This is a genomic window from Telmatobacter bradus (genome assembly GCF_048629425.1).
Taxonomy (GTDB): Bacteria; Acidobacteriota; Terriglobia; order Terriglobales; family Acidobacteriaceae; genus Telmatobacter; species Telmatobacter bradus.
The window spans coordinates 4,083,434-4,097,144 of sequence record NZ_CP184532.1; the positions used below are offsets into that span (position 1 = coordinate 4,083,434).

14 protein-coding genes are annotated in these 13,711 nt (G+C 59.8%); 12 read left to right on the forward strand and 2 right to left on the reverse strand.

Annotation, left to right across the window (positions count from 1 at the left end; genetic code table 11):
* Positions 1-3 precede the first annotated feature (3 nt).
* Together ACOBR2_RS16800 and nadA are read right to left on the reverse strand one after the other, a co-directional pair.
* Entirely contained in the window at positions 4-441 is a 438-nt protein-coding gene (locus ACOBR2_RS16800) for a DUF2203 domain-containing protein (protein WP_420237255.1), read from the reverse strand.
* Positions 442-842: 401 nt separating this feature from the next.
* The gene (nadA, locus tag ACOBR2_RS16805; protein WP_420237256.1) at positions 843-1,967 is read right to left on the reverse strand and encodes a quinolinate synthase NadA; all 1,125 of its coding nucleotides are present in this window, start codon (positions 1,965-1,967) and stop codon (positions 843-845) included.
* 382 nt (positions 1,968-2,349) lie between these two features.
* On the opposite strand from nadA, the gene ACOBR2_RS16810 reads away from it, so the two are divergent.
* The 12 genes from ACOBR2_RS16810 to ACOBR2_RS16865 all read left to right on the forward strand — a co-directional run bounded on the left by ACOBR2_RS16810 (position 2,350) and on the right by ACOBR2_RS16865 (position 13,576).
* Entirely contained in the window at positions 2,350-2,880 is a 531-nt protein-coding gene (locus ACOBR2_RS16810) for a Sec-independent protein translocase subunit TatA/TatB (RefSeq protein WP_420237257.1), read from the forward strand.
* Positions 2,873-3,661, forward strand: coding sequence for a twin-arginine translocase subunit TatC (tatC, locus tag ACOBR2_RS16815; protein WP_420237258.1), 789 nt, complete (start codon positions 2,873-2,875; stop codon positions 3,659-3,661). The genes ACOBR2_RS16810 and tatC overlap by 8 nt, the downstream gene beginning before the upstream one ends.
* Before the next feature lie 21 nt (positions 3,662-3,682).
* Positions 3,683-4,570: a M28 family peptidase gene (locus tag ACOBR2_RS16820; RefSeq protein WP_420237259.1), complete on the forward strand. Its 888-nt coding sequence runs from the start codon at positions 3,683-3,685 to the stop codon at positions 4,568-4,570.
* Between the two features lie 42 nt (positions 4,571-4,612).
* A complete protein-coding gene (gene mtnP, locus ACOBR2_RS16825) occupies positions 4,613-5,485 on the forward strand; it encodes an S-methyl-5'-thioadenosine phosphorylase (protein ID WP_420237260.1) in 873 nt (290 codons plus the stop codon).
* Between the two features lie 86 nt (positions 5,486-5,571).
* Positions 5,572-6,486, forward strand: a complete 915-nt coding sequence (locus ACOBR2_RS16830) for a PfkB family carbohydrate kinase (RefSeq protein WP_420237261.1) — start codon at positions 5,572-5,574, stop codon at positions 6,484-6,486.
* The gene (locus ACOBR2_RS16835; protein WP_420237262.1) at positions 6,479-8,125 is read left to right on the forward strand and encodes a hypothetical protein; all 1,647 of its coding nucleotides are present in this window, start codon (positions 6,479-6,481) and stop codon (positions 8,123-8,125) included. Before ACOBR2_RS16830 ends, ACOBR2_RS16835 begins: the two co-directional genes overlap by 8 nt.
* Before the next feature lie 22 nt (positions 8,126-8,147).
* Positions 8,148-8,876: an MgtC/SapB family protein gene (locus ACOBR2_RS16840; RefSeq protein WP_420237263.1), complete on the forward strand. Its 729-nt coding sequence runs from the start codon at positions 8,148-8,150 to the stop codon at positions 8,874-8,876.
* Entirely contained in the window at positions 8,873-9,691 is an 819-nt protein-coding gene (gene dapF, locus ACOBR2_RS16845) for a diaminopimelate epimerase (RefSeq protein ID WP_420237264.1), read from the forward strand. The genes ACOBR2_RS16840 and dapF overlap by 4 nt, the downstream gene beginning before the upstream one ends.
* Positions 9,691-10,611 carry a S66 peptidase family protein gene (locus tag ACOBR2_RS16850; RefSeq protein WP_420237265.1) on the forward strand — a complete coding sequence of 307 codons (921 nt, stop codon included), beginning with the start codon at positions 9,691-9,693 and terminating at the stop codon, positions 10,609-10,611. Before dapF ends, ACOBR2_RS16850 begins: the two co-directional genes overlap by 1 nt.
* A complete protein-coding gene (gene mpl, locus ACOBR2_RS16855) occupies positions 10,608-12,053 on the forward strand; it encodes a UDP-N-acetylmuramate:L-alanyl-gamma-D-glutamyl-meso-diaminopimelate ligase (RefSeq protein ID WP_420237266.1) in 1,446 nt (481 codons plus the stop codon). The genes ACOBR2_RS16850 and mpl overlap by 4 nt, the downstream gene beginning before the upstream one ends.
* A gap of 22 nt (positions 12,054-12,075) precedes the next feature.
* Positions 12,076-12,831 (forward strand): lysophospholipid acyltransferase family protein, encoded by a 756-nt coding sequence (locus ACOBR2_RS16860; RefSeq protein WP_420237267.1) that lies wholly within the window; start codon positions 12,076-12,078, stop codon positions 12,829-12,831.
* A 34-nt stretch (positions 12,832-12,865) separates the two neighbouring features.
* Positions 12,866-13,576: a lysophospholipid acyltransferase family protein gene (locus tag ACOBR2_RS16865; RefSeq protein WP_420237268.1), complete on the forward strand. Its 711-nt coding sequence runs from the start codon at positions 12,866-12,868 to the stop codon at positions 13,574-13,576.
* The last annotated feature ends 135 nt before the right edge of the window (positions 13,577-13,711 follow it).

Here is a 13,711-nt window from a genome sequence, read left to right on the forward strand (position 1 = left end):
GCTTTAGTTGAGCCGGGTGCCGGGAGCACGGCGGCGAAAACGCTCATCCAGTGGTTGACGCCCCTTGAAACCGGCTTCGATCGTATGCCAGTGCTCAATGGTGGGTTCTCCCATGCGCCAGCAGAGTAGCACAACCTCGTCGTCAATGCGGCAGGGAAAATCGAGCAGGCCGGTTTCAACATCCTTGAGCTGGACGCCGATGGCTTCGATCTCCGCCATGGTTTCGTGCACCTGTTTCAGATGCGCTTCCCGCTCGGAACGGCGACGATTCACCTCGCCGGCATTGATGCGCATACCGCCATTGAAATAGATCCGGCGCACAAGGTCGGTCAGCCCCGTCTCAACGCCTTCCGCAGCCTGCTTACCCTCGCGCGCGCGCTTGAGCAGCGCTTCAAGCACGGGGAGCAGGGCCATGGCTTCATCAAGAGTAAAGGTCTTCATTCTGTATGCTCTATATCCATGATAACGAGAACGGCTGTCTGTTGTCATCGATGCAGTTAGCGGGTCGACTGGTCAGCAAGTCAGCTTTTAGCCGTTGTTAGCTTTTCAGCGGATAGCCGCTGTTTGCTTCTTGCGCCGTCCCTGACGGGACTCTGCTTATTGCTGAGGCAGGTTAGCCCCACGTTGAAACGTGGGGCTAACCTGCTTTGCGCCTACGGCACGGTTTTTTGCTCTAGCGTACTGCGATGTGCAGCGGCGTACGGCAGCGCATAGAACGTCCATGTGGTTTCGGTTGGCAGGATGAACTGAAAGCTGACGGTTGATAGCTAGCGGCTAAAAGCTGACTTGCTGACCCGCTGACTTGCTGTCTCGCTTTCAACTTTCAGCCGCCAGCCGTCTTTTCAGATTTCCAGCATTCTATCGAGCGCCACACGAGCCCAGCGCTTGGTTTCCGGCTTGACCTGAATGCGATTGACCACACGACCTTCCAGCAGATTCTCCAGCGCCCAGGCCAGGTGCTGCGGGCTGATGCGATACATGGTGGTACACAGGCAGCCGGTTTCGTCGAGGGTGATGATTTGCTTGCCCTCGGCGGCAAAGCGCCGGGCCAGACGGCTGACCAGATGAATCTCGGTGCCGATGGCAAACTTCGCGCCTTCCGGAGCCTCTTCCACCAGTTGGATCAGCCGCTCGGTCGAACCGGTGGCGTCGGCCTTCTGGCAGAGTTCAAAGCTGCATTCGGGGTGGACGATGACCTGAATGCCCGGATGCTGGGCACGAACGCGGTCCACATGCTCGGGCAAAAAGCGCTGATGGACGGCGCAATGGCCCTTCCAGAGCAGAACGCGGCTGGCGGCAAGCTGCTCACGGCTGAGCCCGCCCTGAATCGCCCACGGATCCCAGGTCTTCATCCCGGCCAGCGGAATGCCCATGGAATACCCGGTATTGCGTCCCAGATGCTGGTCCGGCAGGAAAAAAATGCGCTTGCCCCGCTCAAAAGCCCAGCGGAAGGCGCGGTCGGCGTTGGAGGAAGTGCAGACCAACCCGCCCCGCTCGCCGCAAAAAGCCTTAATGGCGGCGGTTGAGTTCATATAGGTGAGCGGAATGGTTTCGGCAGCCAGACCGGCGCGTTCCAGCGCCTCCCAGCTCTCTTCCACCTGGCTGATTTCGGCCATATCGGCCATGGAGCAGCCAGCGGCCAAGTCGGGCAGAATCACCTGCTGGCCGCTTTTGCCCAGCAGATCGGCACTTTCCGCCATAAAATGCACGCCGCAGAAAATAATATAGCGGGCGTCGGTTTGGGCAGCAGCTTGCGAAAGCTTGTAGCTGTCGCCGGTAAAGTCGGCAAAACGCACCACCTCATCGCGCTGGTAGTGGTGGCCAAGCAAAATCGTCGAGGAACCAAGCCGCTGACGAGCAGCACGAATGCGCTCGTCCATGGTGTGATCGGGCTGGTTCAGATAGTGGTCTAGGCTGCAGGCCTCGGAATCAGCCGGGGCCAGGAGTTCATCCGTTGTCTGATACATGCAATTCCGCCTTCAGTCCTGCCGATCAACGTAACAATACGGCGGACGGAGATGTTGAAAGCACGAACAAGGCTGCAGTGAGTGCGCATTTCCCCGGCAAAAGCATCCGGCAGAACCCACTCACGGGGTTGTTGCAGTCTTCAGGCCGCTGCCGGCACAGGGCCGGAGCAGTTGAAGATATTGTAACGCGGCATTCATCTGCTGGGCGAGCCTGAAGATTTCGCGGCCAAAAGCAATCTTTTTCAGCTCTCAAACCGGGACCTGGGGCCCCCCGCGTTCGGAACGGACAAACCGGAATGCGTTTTATTCAGGGGAAACAAGGCCGCACAAAGCCACGATAGGGTTTGTGGGCCATATGCGCGGGCAGTTATCATAGTGCTTCATGGGAACTCCTCTTCCAATTGAAGCTGCCAACATCGGTATGGCCGACTCGCTGATCCTGATGATCATGGCCCTGGTCGTCTTTGGCCCACGCAAGCTGCCGCAGTTGGGCCGCCAGGTGGGCAAGCTGATGTATGAATTCCGCAAGGCGTCGAACGAGTTCAAATTCCAGATGGAAGAAGAGCTGCGCGCCGCCGAAGATGCTGACCGAAAACGCCAGCAAGAAGCCCAGCAACCTGTACTGAGCGCTCCAGCTGCGCCCGAAGCTGCGACAATGCTGGAAACTCCGTCCACGCCCGCCGACGACAATCACGAGAACGACAGCCACGGGAGCGATAGCTACCGCGACTACCTGCAGGCGCAGCTGCCGCCCATCAGCGTCGCAGCAGAGCCTGCTGCGACGGAAGCGCCTGCCGCATCTGCCGGGCAACCTGCCATAGAGCCTGCAACAGAGGCGGCCATAGAGCCCGCCGCTGCCACCGACGCAGTACCAACCCCAGAAAAAACGGAGACGGCTGCCCATCATGCTTGATGCGGGAGAGGCAATCGACAAAGCGCGCAAGGCCGTAAGCGACCGGGCAGACCTGCCCGGCATGACGCTGATGGAGCACCTTGAGGAGTTGCGCAAGCGCATTATCCATTCGGCCCTGTACTTGGCTGTGGGCTTCATCATCGCCTGGGCGCTGCACGACCGGCTGGTGGCGTTCCTGCAGAGGCCGCTGCTGAAGATCGGCAAGTCTCTGGTCTTCACCCACCCGATGGACCCGCTGAATCTGGACCTGCAGGTCTCGTTGCTGGGCGGCGCGATTCTGGCCGCGCCCTTCGTCCTTTATCAGGTGTGGCTGTTCATTGCGCCGGGGCTCTACAAGAAGGAAAAGCGCTTCGTGATTCCCTTCATGGCGGCCACCGTCGGACTGTTTCTGGCCGGTGCGGCCTTCGGCTACTTTTTTGTGCTGCCCGGTGCCATGCAGGTTCTGATTCTGGGTTTTGGCCGCAACTTCACTTCGATGGTCACCATCGAGGACTACAGCAGCTTTTTTCTGTCGGTGATTCTGGGCCTGGGCATCAGCTTCGAGCTGCCCATTCTGATCTTTTTCCTGGCCCTGTTCGGCATTGTGAGTCCCAGCTTTTTGTGGCGGAATATCCGCTACGCGATTCTGGCCGTCTTCATCGTGGCCGCCATCATCTGCCCCAGTCCGGACCCGTGGACAATGTGCGTCTACGCCATTCCCATGCTGGGGCTTTACATCATCGGCATTGGCGTAGCTTGGTGGGTACATCCGTCGCGTCGCAAGAAAAAAGAGGCGAAGTAAATAATGAGGATTGCATCGTGGATGAAAGCGTCCTTGGGCGTGATTGCGTTCAGCCTTGCGGCCAGCGCCCAGGCCCAGCACTTTGATGGGCAGAAGGCCTACGAGTACGCCCGCGAGTTTGCCGCCATCGGGCCGCGCTGGCCCACCGGACCGGGCCATGTGAAGGCCGAGCAGTTTTTGCGCGCCCACTTTCAACACGACGCGGTCGAAGAAGACACCTTCACGGCCAACACGCCCATTGGCACCGTGCCCCTGCGCAACTTCATCGTGCGCTTTCCGGGCAAGAAGCCGGGGGCGATTGTGCTTTCCACGCACTATGAGACGAACTACCCGCTGCGCAACATCCACTTTGTGGGCGCCAACGATGGCGCTTCCACTACCGGCCTGCTGATGGCCATCGGCGACAAACTGCGGGCGCAGACGGCGGGCGGAAAAAAGCTGGACGGCTACTCGGTGTGGCTGGTCTTCTTCGACGGCGAAGAGGCCTTTCAGGAGTGGAGCGACTCCGACTCGACCTACGGCAGCCGCCACCTGGCCGCACGCTGGGGCCGCGACGGCACGCTTGGCCAGATCAAGGCCTTCGTGCTGGCCGACATGATCGGCGACAAGGATCTGGACATTCAGCGCGAATCGCAATCGACCCCGTGGCTGGTGAACGTCGTGGCCCAGGCCGCGCACACCTTCCACTACGACAAGTACTTCTTCCAGACGACCGAAGCCGTCTCCGACGATCATCTGCCCTTTGTGCATCGCGGCGTTCCGTCGATTGACGTCATCGATCTGGACTACGGTCCCAACAATAGCTATCACCACACCGCGCAGGACACCATGGACAAGATCAGCGCCCACAGTCTGACCATCGACGGCGATGTGTTCATGGAGACGATCCGGCTGCTGAGCTTTAAGTAGCGTCTTCGCTGTTCACTGTTCACTTGAAAGGAATCACAGGCAATGTCTCAGGCAGAAATCGGCATCATCGGCGGCAGCGGGCTCTACTCCATGCCCGGCTTCACGAACGTACGCGAGGAGCGCGTGGAAACGCCCTTCGGCGCTCCCTCTGACGCTTTTGTGCTGGGCGAACTCGAAGGCCGCAAGGTGGCCTTTCTGGCCCGCCATGGCCGCGGCCACCGCATTCTGCCGAGCGAGCTGAACTTCCGCGCCAACATCTACGCGATGAAGAAGCTCGGCGTGGAGCGCATTGTCTCGGTGTCGGCCGTGGGCTCGCTCAAGGAAGAGCACAAGCCCACCGACTTCGTGATTCCCGACCAGTTTATCGACCGCACCTTCCACCGCGCCTCCACCTTCTTTGGCGAGGGCATCGTGGGTCACGTCTCCTTCGGTGATCCGGTCTGCGCCATAGTAGCCAAGGCTGCGCACGAAGCCTGCGCCAAGGTAGGCGTTGTGGGCAAGCTGGGTGGAACCTATGTCTGCATGGAAGGTCCGCAGTTCTCCACCCGCGCTGAGTCAAATATGTATCGCGGCTGGAATGCAGACGTGATCGGTATGACCAACCTGCAGGAAGCGAAGCTGGCCCGCGAGGCCGAAATCTGCTACGCCACCATCGCCATGGTCACCGACTACGATTGCTGGCGCGAAGGCCACGATGCCGTGACGATCGAAGAGATCATCGCCGTCTCGCATCAGAATGCCGAGAACGCTGCCAAGGTGGTGAAAGCTGCAGTAGCCGCGCTTCCCCCCACGGCACAGCATGCCCGTACTTGCCCCTGCTCGTCGGCGGCAAAGTTTTCCGTAATGACGCAGAAGGATCTGATTCCGGCCGCAACGAAGACCAAGCTGGAACTGCTCTTCGGGAAGTATCTGTAAAAGCGAGTTAGCCCGCGCTTTGCGCGGCAAGCATTGTTAGCGGAGTTGGCAAGCTGCCGGCTCCGCTTCCGCACGAAAGGAACACCATGGCAATCACCGTTGTTGGCAGCGTAGCCTACGATTCGATTGAAACCCCGGCCGGCAAGCGCGAACGCTGCCTGGGCGGCGCGGCCACGCACTTTGCGCTCTCCGCCAGCTTCTTTACCGACGTGCGCGTAATCGCCGTCGTGGGTGAGGACTTCGGCCCCAAGCAGGAAGCCATCTTTGCAAAAAGGAATGTGGACACGCGTGGCATTGAGCACGTTGCGGGCAAGAGCTTCTTCTGGTCCGGCTCCTACATGCAGAACCTGAACGAAGCCCAGACGCATCAGACCGACCTGAACGTCTTTGCCGGCTTTGATCCGAAGATTCCCGCCGAGTACAACGACTCGCAGTTCCTCTTTCTGGCCAACATCGATCCTGTGCTACAGCGCCGCGTGCGCGAGGCCATGCCGGACGTAAAGCTGGTGGCTGGCGACACCATGAATTACTGGATTAAGGACCACAAGCCCGCGCTGCTGGAAGTGCTCAAGGGCCTGAACGTTCTGCTGATCAACGATACGGAAGCCCGCATGTTGGCTGCCGAGAACAATCTCGTCCGCGCCGCCCGCATCATTCAGTCGATGGGCCCGCAGACGCTGGTCATCAAGCATGGCGAGTACGGTGCGTCGCTCTTCCACACTGTGGACGGCAAGCCGAGCTACTTCAAGGTTCCCGGCCTGCCGCTCGATGAGGTTGTGGATCCGACCGGCGCGGGCGACAGCTTTGCCGGTGGCTTCTTCGGCTATCTTGCATCGCAAAAAACACTCACGCCCGCCGCCTATCGTACCGCCATGTTCTACGGCAGCGTGATGGGCTCGTTTGCCGTGGAGCGCTTTGGCACCGAGCGTATTTCCCACCTGACGCGCGAAGAACTCGACGCGCGCTTCAACACCTTCCGTGAGCTGACCCACCTTGACTAAGCCCATCCATCCCAGCGATGCCGTGACTGGCCGCGAAACGTGGTCCGTTCTGGGCTGCGCGGTCGTGGCATCGCTGGTGGCCATTGCCTGGAGCTGGCAGAATGGCGCACTGCTCAACTACGGCGACGCGGTGGCGCACATGCACATTGCCCGCCGCATCTTCGATAGCCATCAGCCACGCGTTTCGCAGCTTGGCTCGGTCTGGCTGCCGCTGCCCCATCTGCTGATGCTGCCCTTCGTGCAGGTGTACGCATGGTGGGCGAGCGGTCTGGCCGGGCTGATCCCTTCCACGCTCGCCTACATTGCCAGTTGCGTGGGCATGTACAGGCTGGCGCGGCGCTGGATGCCGCCAGCCGCTTCAGCGCTGGCGCTCGGCTTCTTCGCCCTCAATCCCAATCTGTTGTACATGGGCACCACCGCCATGACCGAGCCGCTCTTTCTCTGCGAGATGGTGTGGATTGCGCTCTGGCTGGTGGAGTGGCGCGAATATCTTGACACCGATGCCGAGAAGGCGCGGCGCTTGCTTTACTGGATTGCCGCCGGTCTGATCGCCGCCGTCTTCACACGCTACGACGGCTGGATCATGACGTTTCTGGCCTGGTGCGGCATTGGCCTGGAGTTGCTGTTGCGCAATCGCCTGCGCCAGCGCACCTTCTGGCTGCTGAGCCTGCTCATTGTGGCCGCGCCCATCGCTTGGTTTGTTTACAATCAGGCCGCCTTCGGCGACTGGCTGGAGTTTTCGCGCGGACCCTATTCGGCCAAGGCCATCGAGCTGCGCACCATGACGCCGGGCGACGGGCCGCCCCATCCCGGCTGGCATAACATGTGGGTCTCGCTGATCTTCTTCGTCAAGACGGCGGAGATAGATGCGATTGCCGCCGTGTTGGGCAATTGTCTTTTCGTGCTTGGCATCGTTGCATCGTTTGCCGCATGGTTGCTGCGCAGGCGTCATGGCATTGGCTGGGCGCTGCAGTTGCTGTGGCTGCCCATGCCCTTCTATGCGTACTCTGTGGCTTACGGATCGGTGCCCATCTTCATTCCGCCCTGGTGGCCGCATGCGTGGTACAACACACGCTACGGCATGGAACTACTGCCAGCCTTTGCGCTGGGCGTGGGTTTTGCCGCACAGTTTGTGATTGCTGCAGTACGTGAGTTCAAGCCCCAGTTGGAAAAATTCGCGTTTGCAACCGCCGCCGTTCTGTTGGCCATCAACGTTGTGGAAGTGCTGCGCGAGCATCCGCTGGTCTACGTGGAAGGCACGAAGAACATCGAAGCGCATCGGCCCTATCAGCAGGCGGTTCCTCCCGCACTCAGGGAACTACTGGCCACGCGGCCTGGCGCAACCATTCTGATGGAGACTTCGGTTGATCCGGAGATTGTGGCGCTCACCGGCATTCCGCTGCGGCAGACCATCAACGAAGCTGACTTGAAGATCTGGGACGATGCACTGGCGGCTCCTGCCAAGGCCGCGCCCATCGTGCTGGCCTTTGACGGCGACGCGGTGGACACAGCCGTAAAGGCGCACCCTGAAGCTCTGACGGCTGTGCGGCGGTTTACTGCCAAGGGTCAGCCCTCCGGCACACTCTACGTAACGGATGGCGCATTCGGCGCTCTCCCTTCCACCATGGCAGCGCGATAAAAACAGCAAGCAGGACAGGCGTATGAACCTAACAACGCTTCTGACAATCTGGACGCAGCCCTTTCTCTCCGGCTTTGAATGGCTGCCGCAACTGATGCTGGCAAACGGCGCGGCCGGACGGCTGCTGACGGCCTGTCTGCTGGGCGGCGTCATCGGCCTGGAACGCGAAATCAAGCGCAAGGCCGCTGGTGTGCGCACCAATCTGCTCATCTGCATGGGCTCGGCGTTTTTCACGCTGCTCTCAGCGGTGTTGGTGGGCGACAGTCCCGATAAAAGTCGCGTGGCCTCAAACATTGTTCAGGGCATCGGCTTTCTGGGCGCGGGCCTGATCCTGCACAATCGCAGCCGCGTCAGTGGACTGACGAGCGCGGCCAGTGTCTTTGTTGTAGCCTCCATCGGCATGGCCTGCGGCGCAGGTTTGTACCCGGCGGCGGTGGTGGCAACCCTCATCGTAGTGGCTTCACTAGAGGGCGTGGGCGTGCTGGAACGCAAGGCCAGCCTCAAGCTTTATCCACTCGTCTATGAAGCCCGCGGCGACGATCAGACGCAGATGGAGATCTCCATTCTTGCGGCAATGACCAAGACCGGTGAGCGACTGGCCACCGTCGAGCGCGACATCATTGGCGACGTGCAGCGCGTGAGCTTTACGCTGACTGCAACCAGAAAATCTCATGACAGCCTGCGCGCGAAGCTGGCCGCGGAGCCCGCCATCAAGGCTCTGTTCACCTTCCGCGATCCGGAGGAAGATTGATTCCCTTTACCAAAGCACACGCCTGCGGCAACGACTTTTTGATCGTGACCGAAGCAGCAGCTGGCCTACACGATTGGGCCACGCTCACCCAGCGACTTTGTGAGCGCAACACTGGAATCGGCGCCGACGGCATCGAATTCTTTGCCTGGACCGGCGAAAAATCTGGTCGCATTCGCCTGCATAATGCCGACGGTTCGATTGCCGAAATCAGCGGCAATGGCACGCGTTGCGTAGCCGCGTGGATGGCTGCCGAAACCGGCGCCAAGCCCGGCGACAATCTGGAAATCACTACCGATGCAGGTCTGCGCGTTTGCCACGTGAACGACATCAGCACACGCGGCGAGTTCACCGTGCAGGTAACCACCGGCATGGGCGTGCCCACCTTCGCCAAGAAGACGGTTGTGCTGGCCGACGGAACAAAGATCGAAGGCGTAGAAATCTCCACCGGCAATCCACACTTCGTGATTGTTGTCGACAACGCGAAGTTCTCCGTTGCAGGCAAAGACTGGCACGAGATTGGCAAGGACCTCTGCTTCCACGCGGATTTTCCGCAGCAGACCAACGTTGAATTTGTGCGCGTGGTCAGCAAGGGTGAGGTCGAAATCCGCATCTTCGAGCGCGGCGTTGGACCCACGACTTCCTCGGGCACCGGCAGCTCGGCCTCGGCCACTGCTGCTCTCGCGTTCTGCGGCTGCACTTCGCCGCTCACCGTGGTTGCGCCCGGCGGTCCGCAGAGCATTGCATGGGAAGGCGCAGGCAAAGAACTCTTCCTCACCGGACCTGCATCGCTGATCGCCCGCGGAGAAGCCTGGTAATGAAGCTCGAAGCAGTACAACCCAGAGCCAACCTCACGCTGATTGCGCCCGCCAGTTACGCAGCTGACGAGCGCGTGCAGCTCGGCACAGCGACGCTGGAGGCTCTGGGCTACAAGGTCAAACTCGGCGAGCATGCGCGCGCGCGTGGGCCGCTGTTTTTCTCCGGCACGCCAGCCGACCGGCTCGCCGATCTGCATGCGGCCTTTGCCGACGATGCGGTGGATGCGGTGATGTGTTTGCGCGGCGGCTATGGCTCCAACTATCTTCTCGGTGGACTTGATCTGGAGTTGATTGCAGCGCACCCCAAGCCGCTCTTCGGCTACAGCGATCTAACCGGTGTGCAGTTGCATCTGCTCGACAAGATAGACCTGCCCGCATTTCATGGACCGATGGCGGCGGCGGATTTTTATCTGGAACAAGGTGTAGACCAGAAGAGTTTTGCGGCCGCGCTGGCAGGCCAGAGCTACAGCGTGAGCAACGCCGAAGGTCTGCGCCCCATGCGGCAAGGCAATGCACGCGGAGTGCTCTACGGTGGCTGTTTAAGCATTCTGGTGGCCATGCTGGGCACGCCTTACGAGCCACACACCGAAGGCAAGCTGCTCTTCCTTGAAGACCTGAACGCCAAGCCCTATCAAGTGGACCGCATGCTGTGGCAGATGCGCAAGGCAGGCAAATTCGAGGGTGTGACGGGCATTCTTTTTGGCGAAATGCTTGATTGCGCCTCCCCCGGCGCTGACCCGACATTGATTGAACAGGCCATTCTGAGTGCGCTCGATGGCTTTGAAGGACCGATTGGATTTGGACTGCGAAGCGGCCACGTTTCGCACCACAATGTAACGCTGACATTCGGCGTGGAGGCAGAGTTGACGGTGGCAAACGAAGCGCGGCTCACGCTGCGGGAAGCAATGGAGCGCGCATGAGCACGACACAGACCAAGAGCAAGAAAAGAATTCATCTGAGCGGCGTCTGCGGCACGGCGATGGCCTCGCTGGCCGGGCTTTTGCAACTGGAAGGCCACACCGTAACCGGCTCCGACAAGGCGGCCTATCCGCCGATGAGCAACCTGCTCAAGAGCCTGAGCATTGCGGTGATGGAGCCCTACGACGAGAAGAATCTGGATGCGCAGCCGGACTTGGTAGTGATCGGCAATGCGCTCTCGCGTGGCAATCCAGAGGTGGAACGCATCCTTGATGAACGCATTCCCTTCACCTCCATGGCGGCATTGTTGCAGGAAGAATTTCTGAAGGGCCGTGAGCCTCTGGTGGTTTCCGGAACCCACGGCAAGACCACGACGACTTCCATGCTGGCCTGGATTTTTCAGACCGCCGCCCGAGAAAACTCTGCGCTGGAGCCTTCATTTCTGATTGGTGGCGTTGCGGAGAACTTTGGATCGAGCTTTCAACTCAAGCCGACCAAGCCCTTCATCGTGGAAGGCGACGAGTACGACACGGCCTTCTTCGACAAGGGACCGAAGTTCCTGCACTACTTTCCCGACGGCCTGATTCTGACCCATGTAGAGTTCGATCACGCCGACATTTACGCCGATCTGGATGCGGTGAAGACGGCCTTCAAGCGCTTGGTGAATCTGGTGCCGCGCCGGGGCCTGATCGTAGCCTACGACGCCAGCGAAAACGTCAGAGAGTGCGTGGCCAAGGCCTTCAGCCGTGTGGAACGTTACGGCTTCAGCGATGCGGCCGATTGGCAGTTGCGCAATCTGCACTATGAGCAGGACGCAATGCACTGGGAGGTCTGGTACAAGGGTGCGTTGTGGAGCAAGCTGGCCATGCGCATGGCCGGTGAGCACAATGCGCTGAACGCCACGGCGGCCGCGGCGCTGGCCTTTGGCAATGGAGTGAGCAAGCAGGCTATTGTGGAAGCCTTTGCCACCTTCAAGAGCGTGAAGCGCAGGCTCGAAGTACGCGCCAAAATCAACGACATTACCGTCATTGAAGACTTCGCACATCATCCCACAGCCATTCGCGAAACCCTCAAGGCGCTGCGTGCAGTGCATGCCGGAGCGCGTCTGTGGGCAGTACTGGAGCCACGTTCGAACACGTTGCGCCGCAAGGTGCTGGAGAATGATCTGGTGGAAAGCCTGCACCAGGCGGATCGCGTGGTGCTGGCCGGAGTCTATCAGCAGGCGCGCATTCCCGACGCCGAGCGGTTGCACCCCGAAGACGTTGTGGCAAGGTTGAATGCGGCTGGAACGCCTGCCGAGCTGCACCCCGATGCGGATGCTATTGTTGCCGCGCTTGCTCCGCAACTTGCACCAGGCGACGTGGTGGCAATTCTTTCGAATGGCGGCTTTGACGGCATTTATGAGAAGTTGCCCGCGGCTCTGCGTACGCGCTTTGCTGAATAATAACGATGGAGGGGAACGAACGATGATTGCATCGCTGCTCTTCATGATTACATTTATTCTTACCGGCATTCCCACGGCCTCGCTGTTCATTCCGTGGTGCTGGCTGACGGGCAATGTGCTGCCGCTCTACAAGGGCACGCGCTTCATGCTCTCCTCCAGCTGCTGGATGGCGGGTGTGCGCTTTCGCACGGTAGGGCGCGAGAGCATTCCCAAAGATCGCGCCTGCATCTTCATGGTCAACCATGTGTCGAACCTCGATCCACCCGCAATGATCGCGCTGATTCCGGGCCGTACTTCGGCGTTTCTCAAGCGCTCACTGATGGAGATTCCTGTGCTGGGCACTGGCTTCAAACAGGGTGAGTTCATTGCCGTCGATCGCAAGGGAAGTCCGCATGAAGCGCAAGCCAGCGTGGCCCAGGCCATTCAGGTGCTGAACAAGGGCGTGCACATGATGACCTTCGTGGAAGGCACACGTTCCCGCGACGGCCGCATGCTGCCCTTCAAGAAGGGGCCGTTCTATCTGGCTATGACTTCGGGCGCGCCCATCGTTCCGGTTTCCATCCACGGCACGGAAAAATGTCTACGCAAAGGCAGCCTGAAGATCTATCCCGGCACTGTGCATGTTACTTTTCATCCCGCCATTGACCCCACGCAGTTTGCCTCCCGCGATGTGTTGATGAAGACCGTGCGCGCGACCATCGCCAGCGACTTGCCGGAGTGGATGCGGCCCGACGATCTGAAGCAGACCGAAACAGCTCCGCTTGCCTCCGTACTCTGACATCTGCACTCAGAACTTCTGATTGGATTTTTGTATGTTCGTTTCGCTTCTTGTACTTGTTATCGTAGTCACGCTCAGTCTGCCCGCGGCAGCCCTTTTCATTCCGCTGGCAGTGCTGACCAAAAACATCCGCCCGCTCTACTGGGTTACATGCTCGATCACGAAGATCGGATTCTTTGTGGCGGGCATTCGCGTTGAAGTGGAAGGTCTGGAGCGCGTGCCCAAGGACAAGGCGTGCATCTTCATGGCCAACCATGTGTCGAACCTCGATCCGCCAGCGCTGATTCCGCGCCTGCCCGGTCGCACTTCGGCCTTCAGCAAACGCGCCATTTTCAATCTGCCCATCTTTGGCTATTGCCTCAAGCTCGCCGAGTTCATTCCCGTGGACCGCACCGGAAACGCACAGAGCGCCAAGGAAAGCGTGGAGCAAGCTGGCCGTGTGCTCGCCAAAGGCATTCACATTACCACCTTTGTGGAAGGCACGCGTTCCCGCGATGGCCGCATGCTGCCCTTCAAAAAAGGGCCCTTCTATCTGGCCAAGCAGACCGGCGCACTCTGCGTTCCAATTTCCATCTACGGCACAGAAACGCTAATGGCCAAGGGCCGCTTTGCCATCAAGCCGGGCAAGGTGAAGATCATTCTGCATGAACCGATTGATCCGGCCGGCTACGAAACCCGCGAAGCACTGCTCGAAGCCACTCGCGCCGCCATCGCCTCCGGTTTACCGGAGTGGATGCGGGCCTAGAATCAGGGTCTGGAGCGTTCGACTTTAAAATAAAAGCGGCGAAGACAGGATCTTCGCCGCTTTTATTTTTTGTGCACAAACTGGCTTGATTCACACACGGTGTGCGGTAAGAATCAGAACAGAAGAACCTAAGTT

Bases quoted from the DNA above. Each gene is read 5' to 3' on its own strand.
- ACOBR2_RS16865 (WP_420237268.1), top strand. From the start codon at position 12,866: ATGTTCGTTTCGCTTCTTGTACTTGTTATCGTAGTCACGCTCAGTCTG.
- mtnP (WP_420237260.1), top strand. From the start codon at position 4,613: ATGTCTCAGGCAGAAATCGGCATCATCGGCGGCAGCGGGCTCTACTCC.
- ACOBR2_RS16820 (WP_420237259.1), top strand. From the start codon at position 3,683: ATGAAAGCGTCCTTGGGCGTGATTGCGTTCAGCCTTGCGGCCAGCGCC.
- ACOBR2_RS16830 (WP_420237261.1), top strand. From the start codon at position 5,572: ATGGCAATCACCGTTGTTGGCAGCGTAGCCTACGATTCGATTGAAACC.
- mpl (WP_420237266.1), top strand. From the start codon at position 10,608: ATGAGCACGACACAGACCAAGAGCAAGAAAAGAATTCATCTGAGCGGC.
- ACOBR2_RS16810 (WP_420237257.1), top strand. From the start codon at position 2,350: ATGGGAACTCCTCTTCCAATTGAAGCTGCCAACATCGGTATGGCCGAC.
- ACOBR2_RS16800 (WP_420237255.1), bottom strand. From the start codon at position 441: ATGAAGACCTTTACTCTTGATGAAGCCATGGCCCTGCTCCCCGTGCTT.
- ACOBR2_RS16840 (WP_420237263.1), top strand. From the start codon at position 8,148: ATGAACCTAACAACGCTTCTGACAATCTGGACGCAGCCCTTTCTCTCC.
- ACOBR2_RS16850 (WP_420237265.1), top strand. From the start codon at position 9,691: ATGAAGCTCGAAGCAGTACAACCCAGAGCCAACCTCACGCTGATTGCG.
- ACOBR2_RS16860 (WP_420237267.1), top strand. From the start codon at position 12,076: ATGATTGCATCGCTGCTCTTCATGATTACATTTATTCTTACCGGCATT.
- tatC (WP_420237258.1), top strand. From the start codon at position 2,873: ATGCTTGATGCGGGAGAGGCAATCGACAAAGCGCGCAAGGCCGTAAGC.
- nadA (WP_420237256.1), bottom strand. From the start codon at position 1,967: ATGTATCAGACAACGGATGAACTCCTGGCCCCGGCTGATTCCGAGGCC.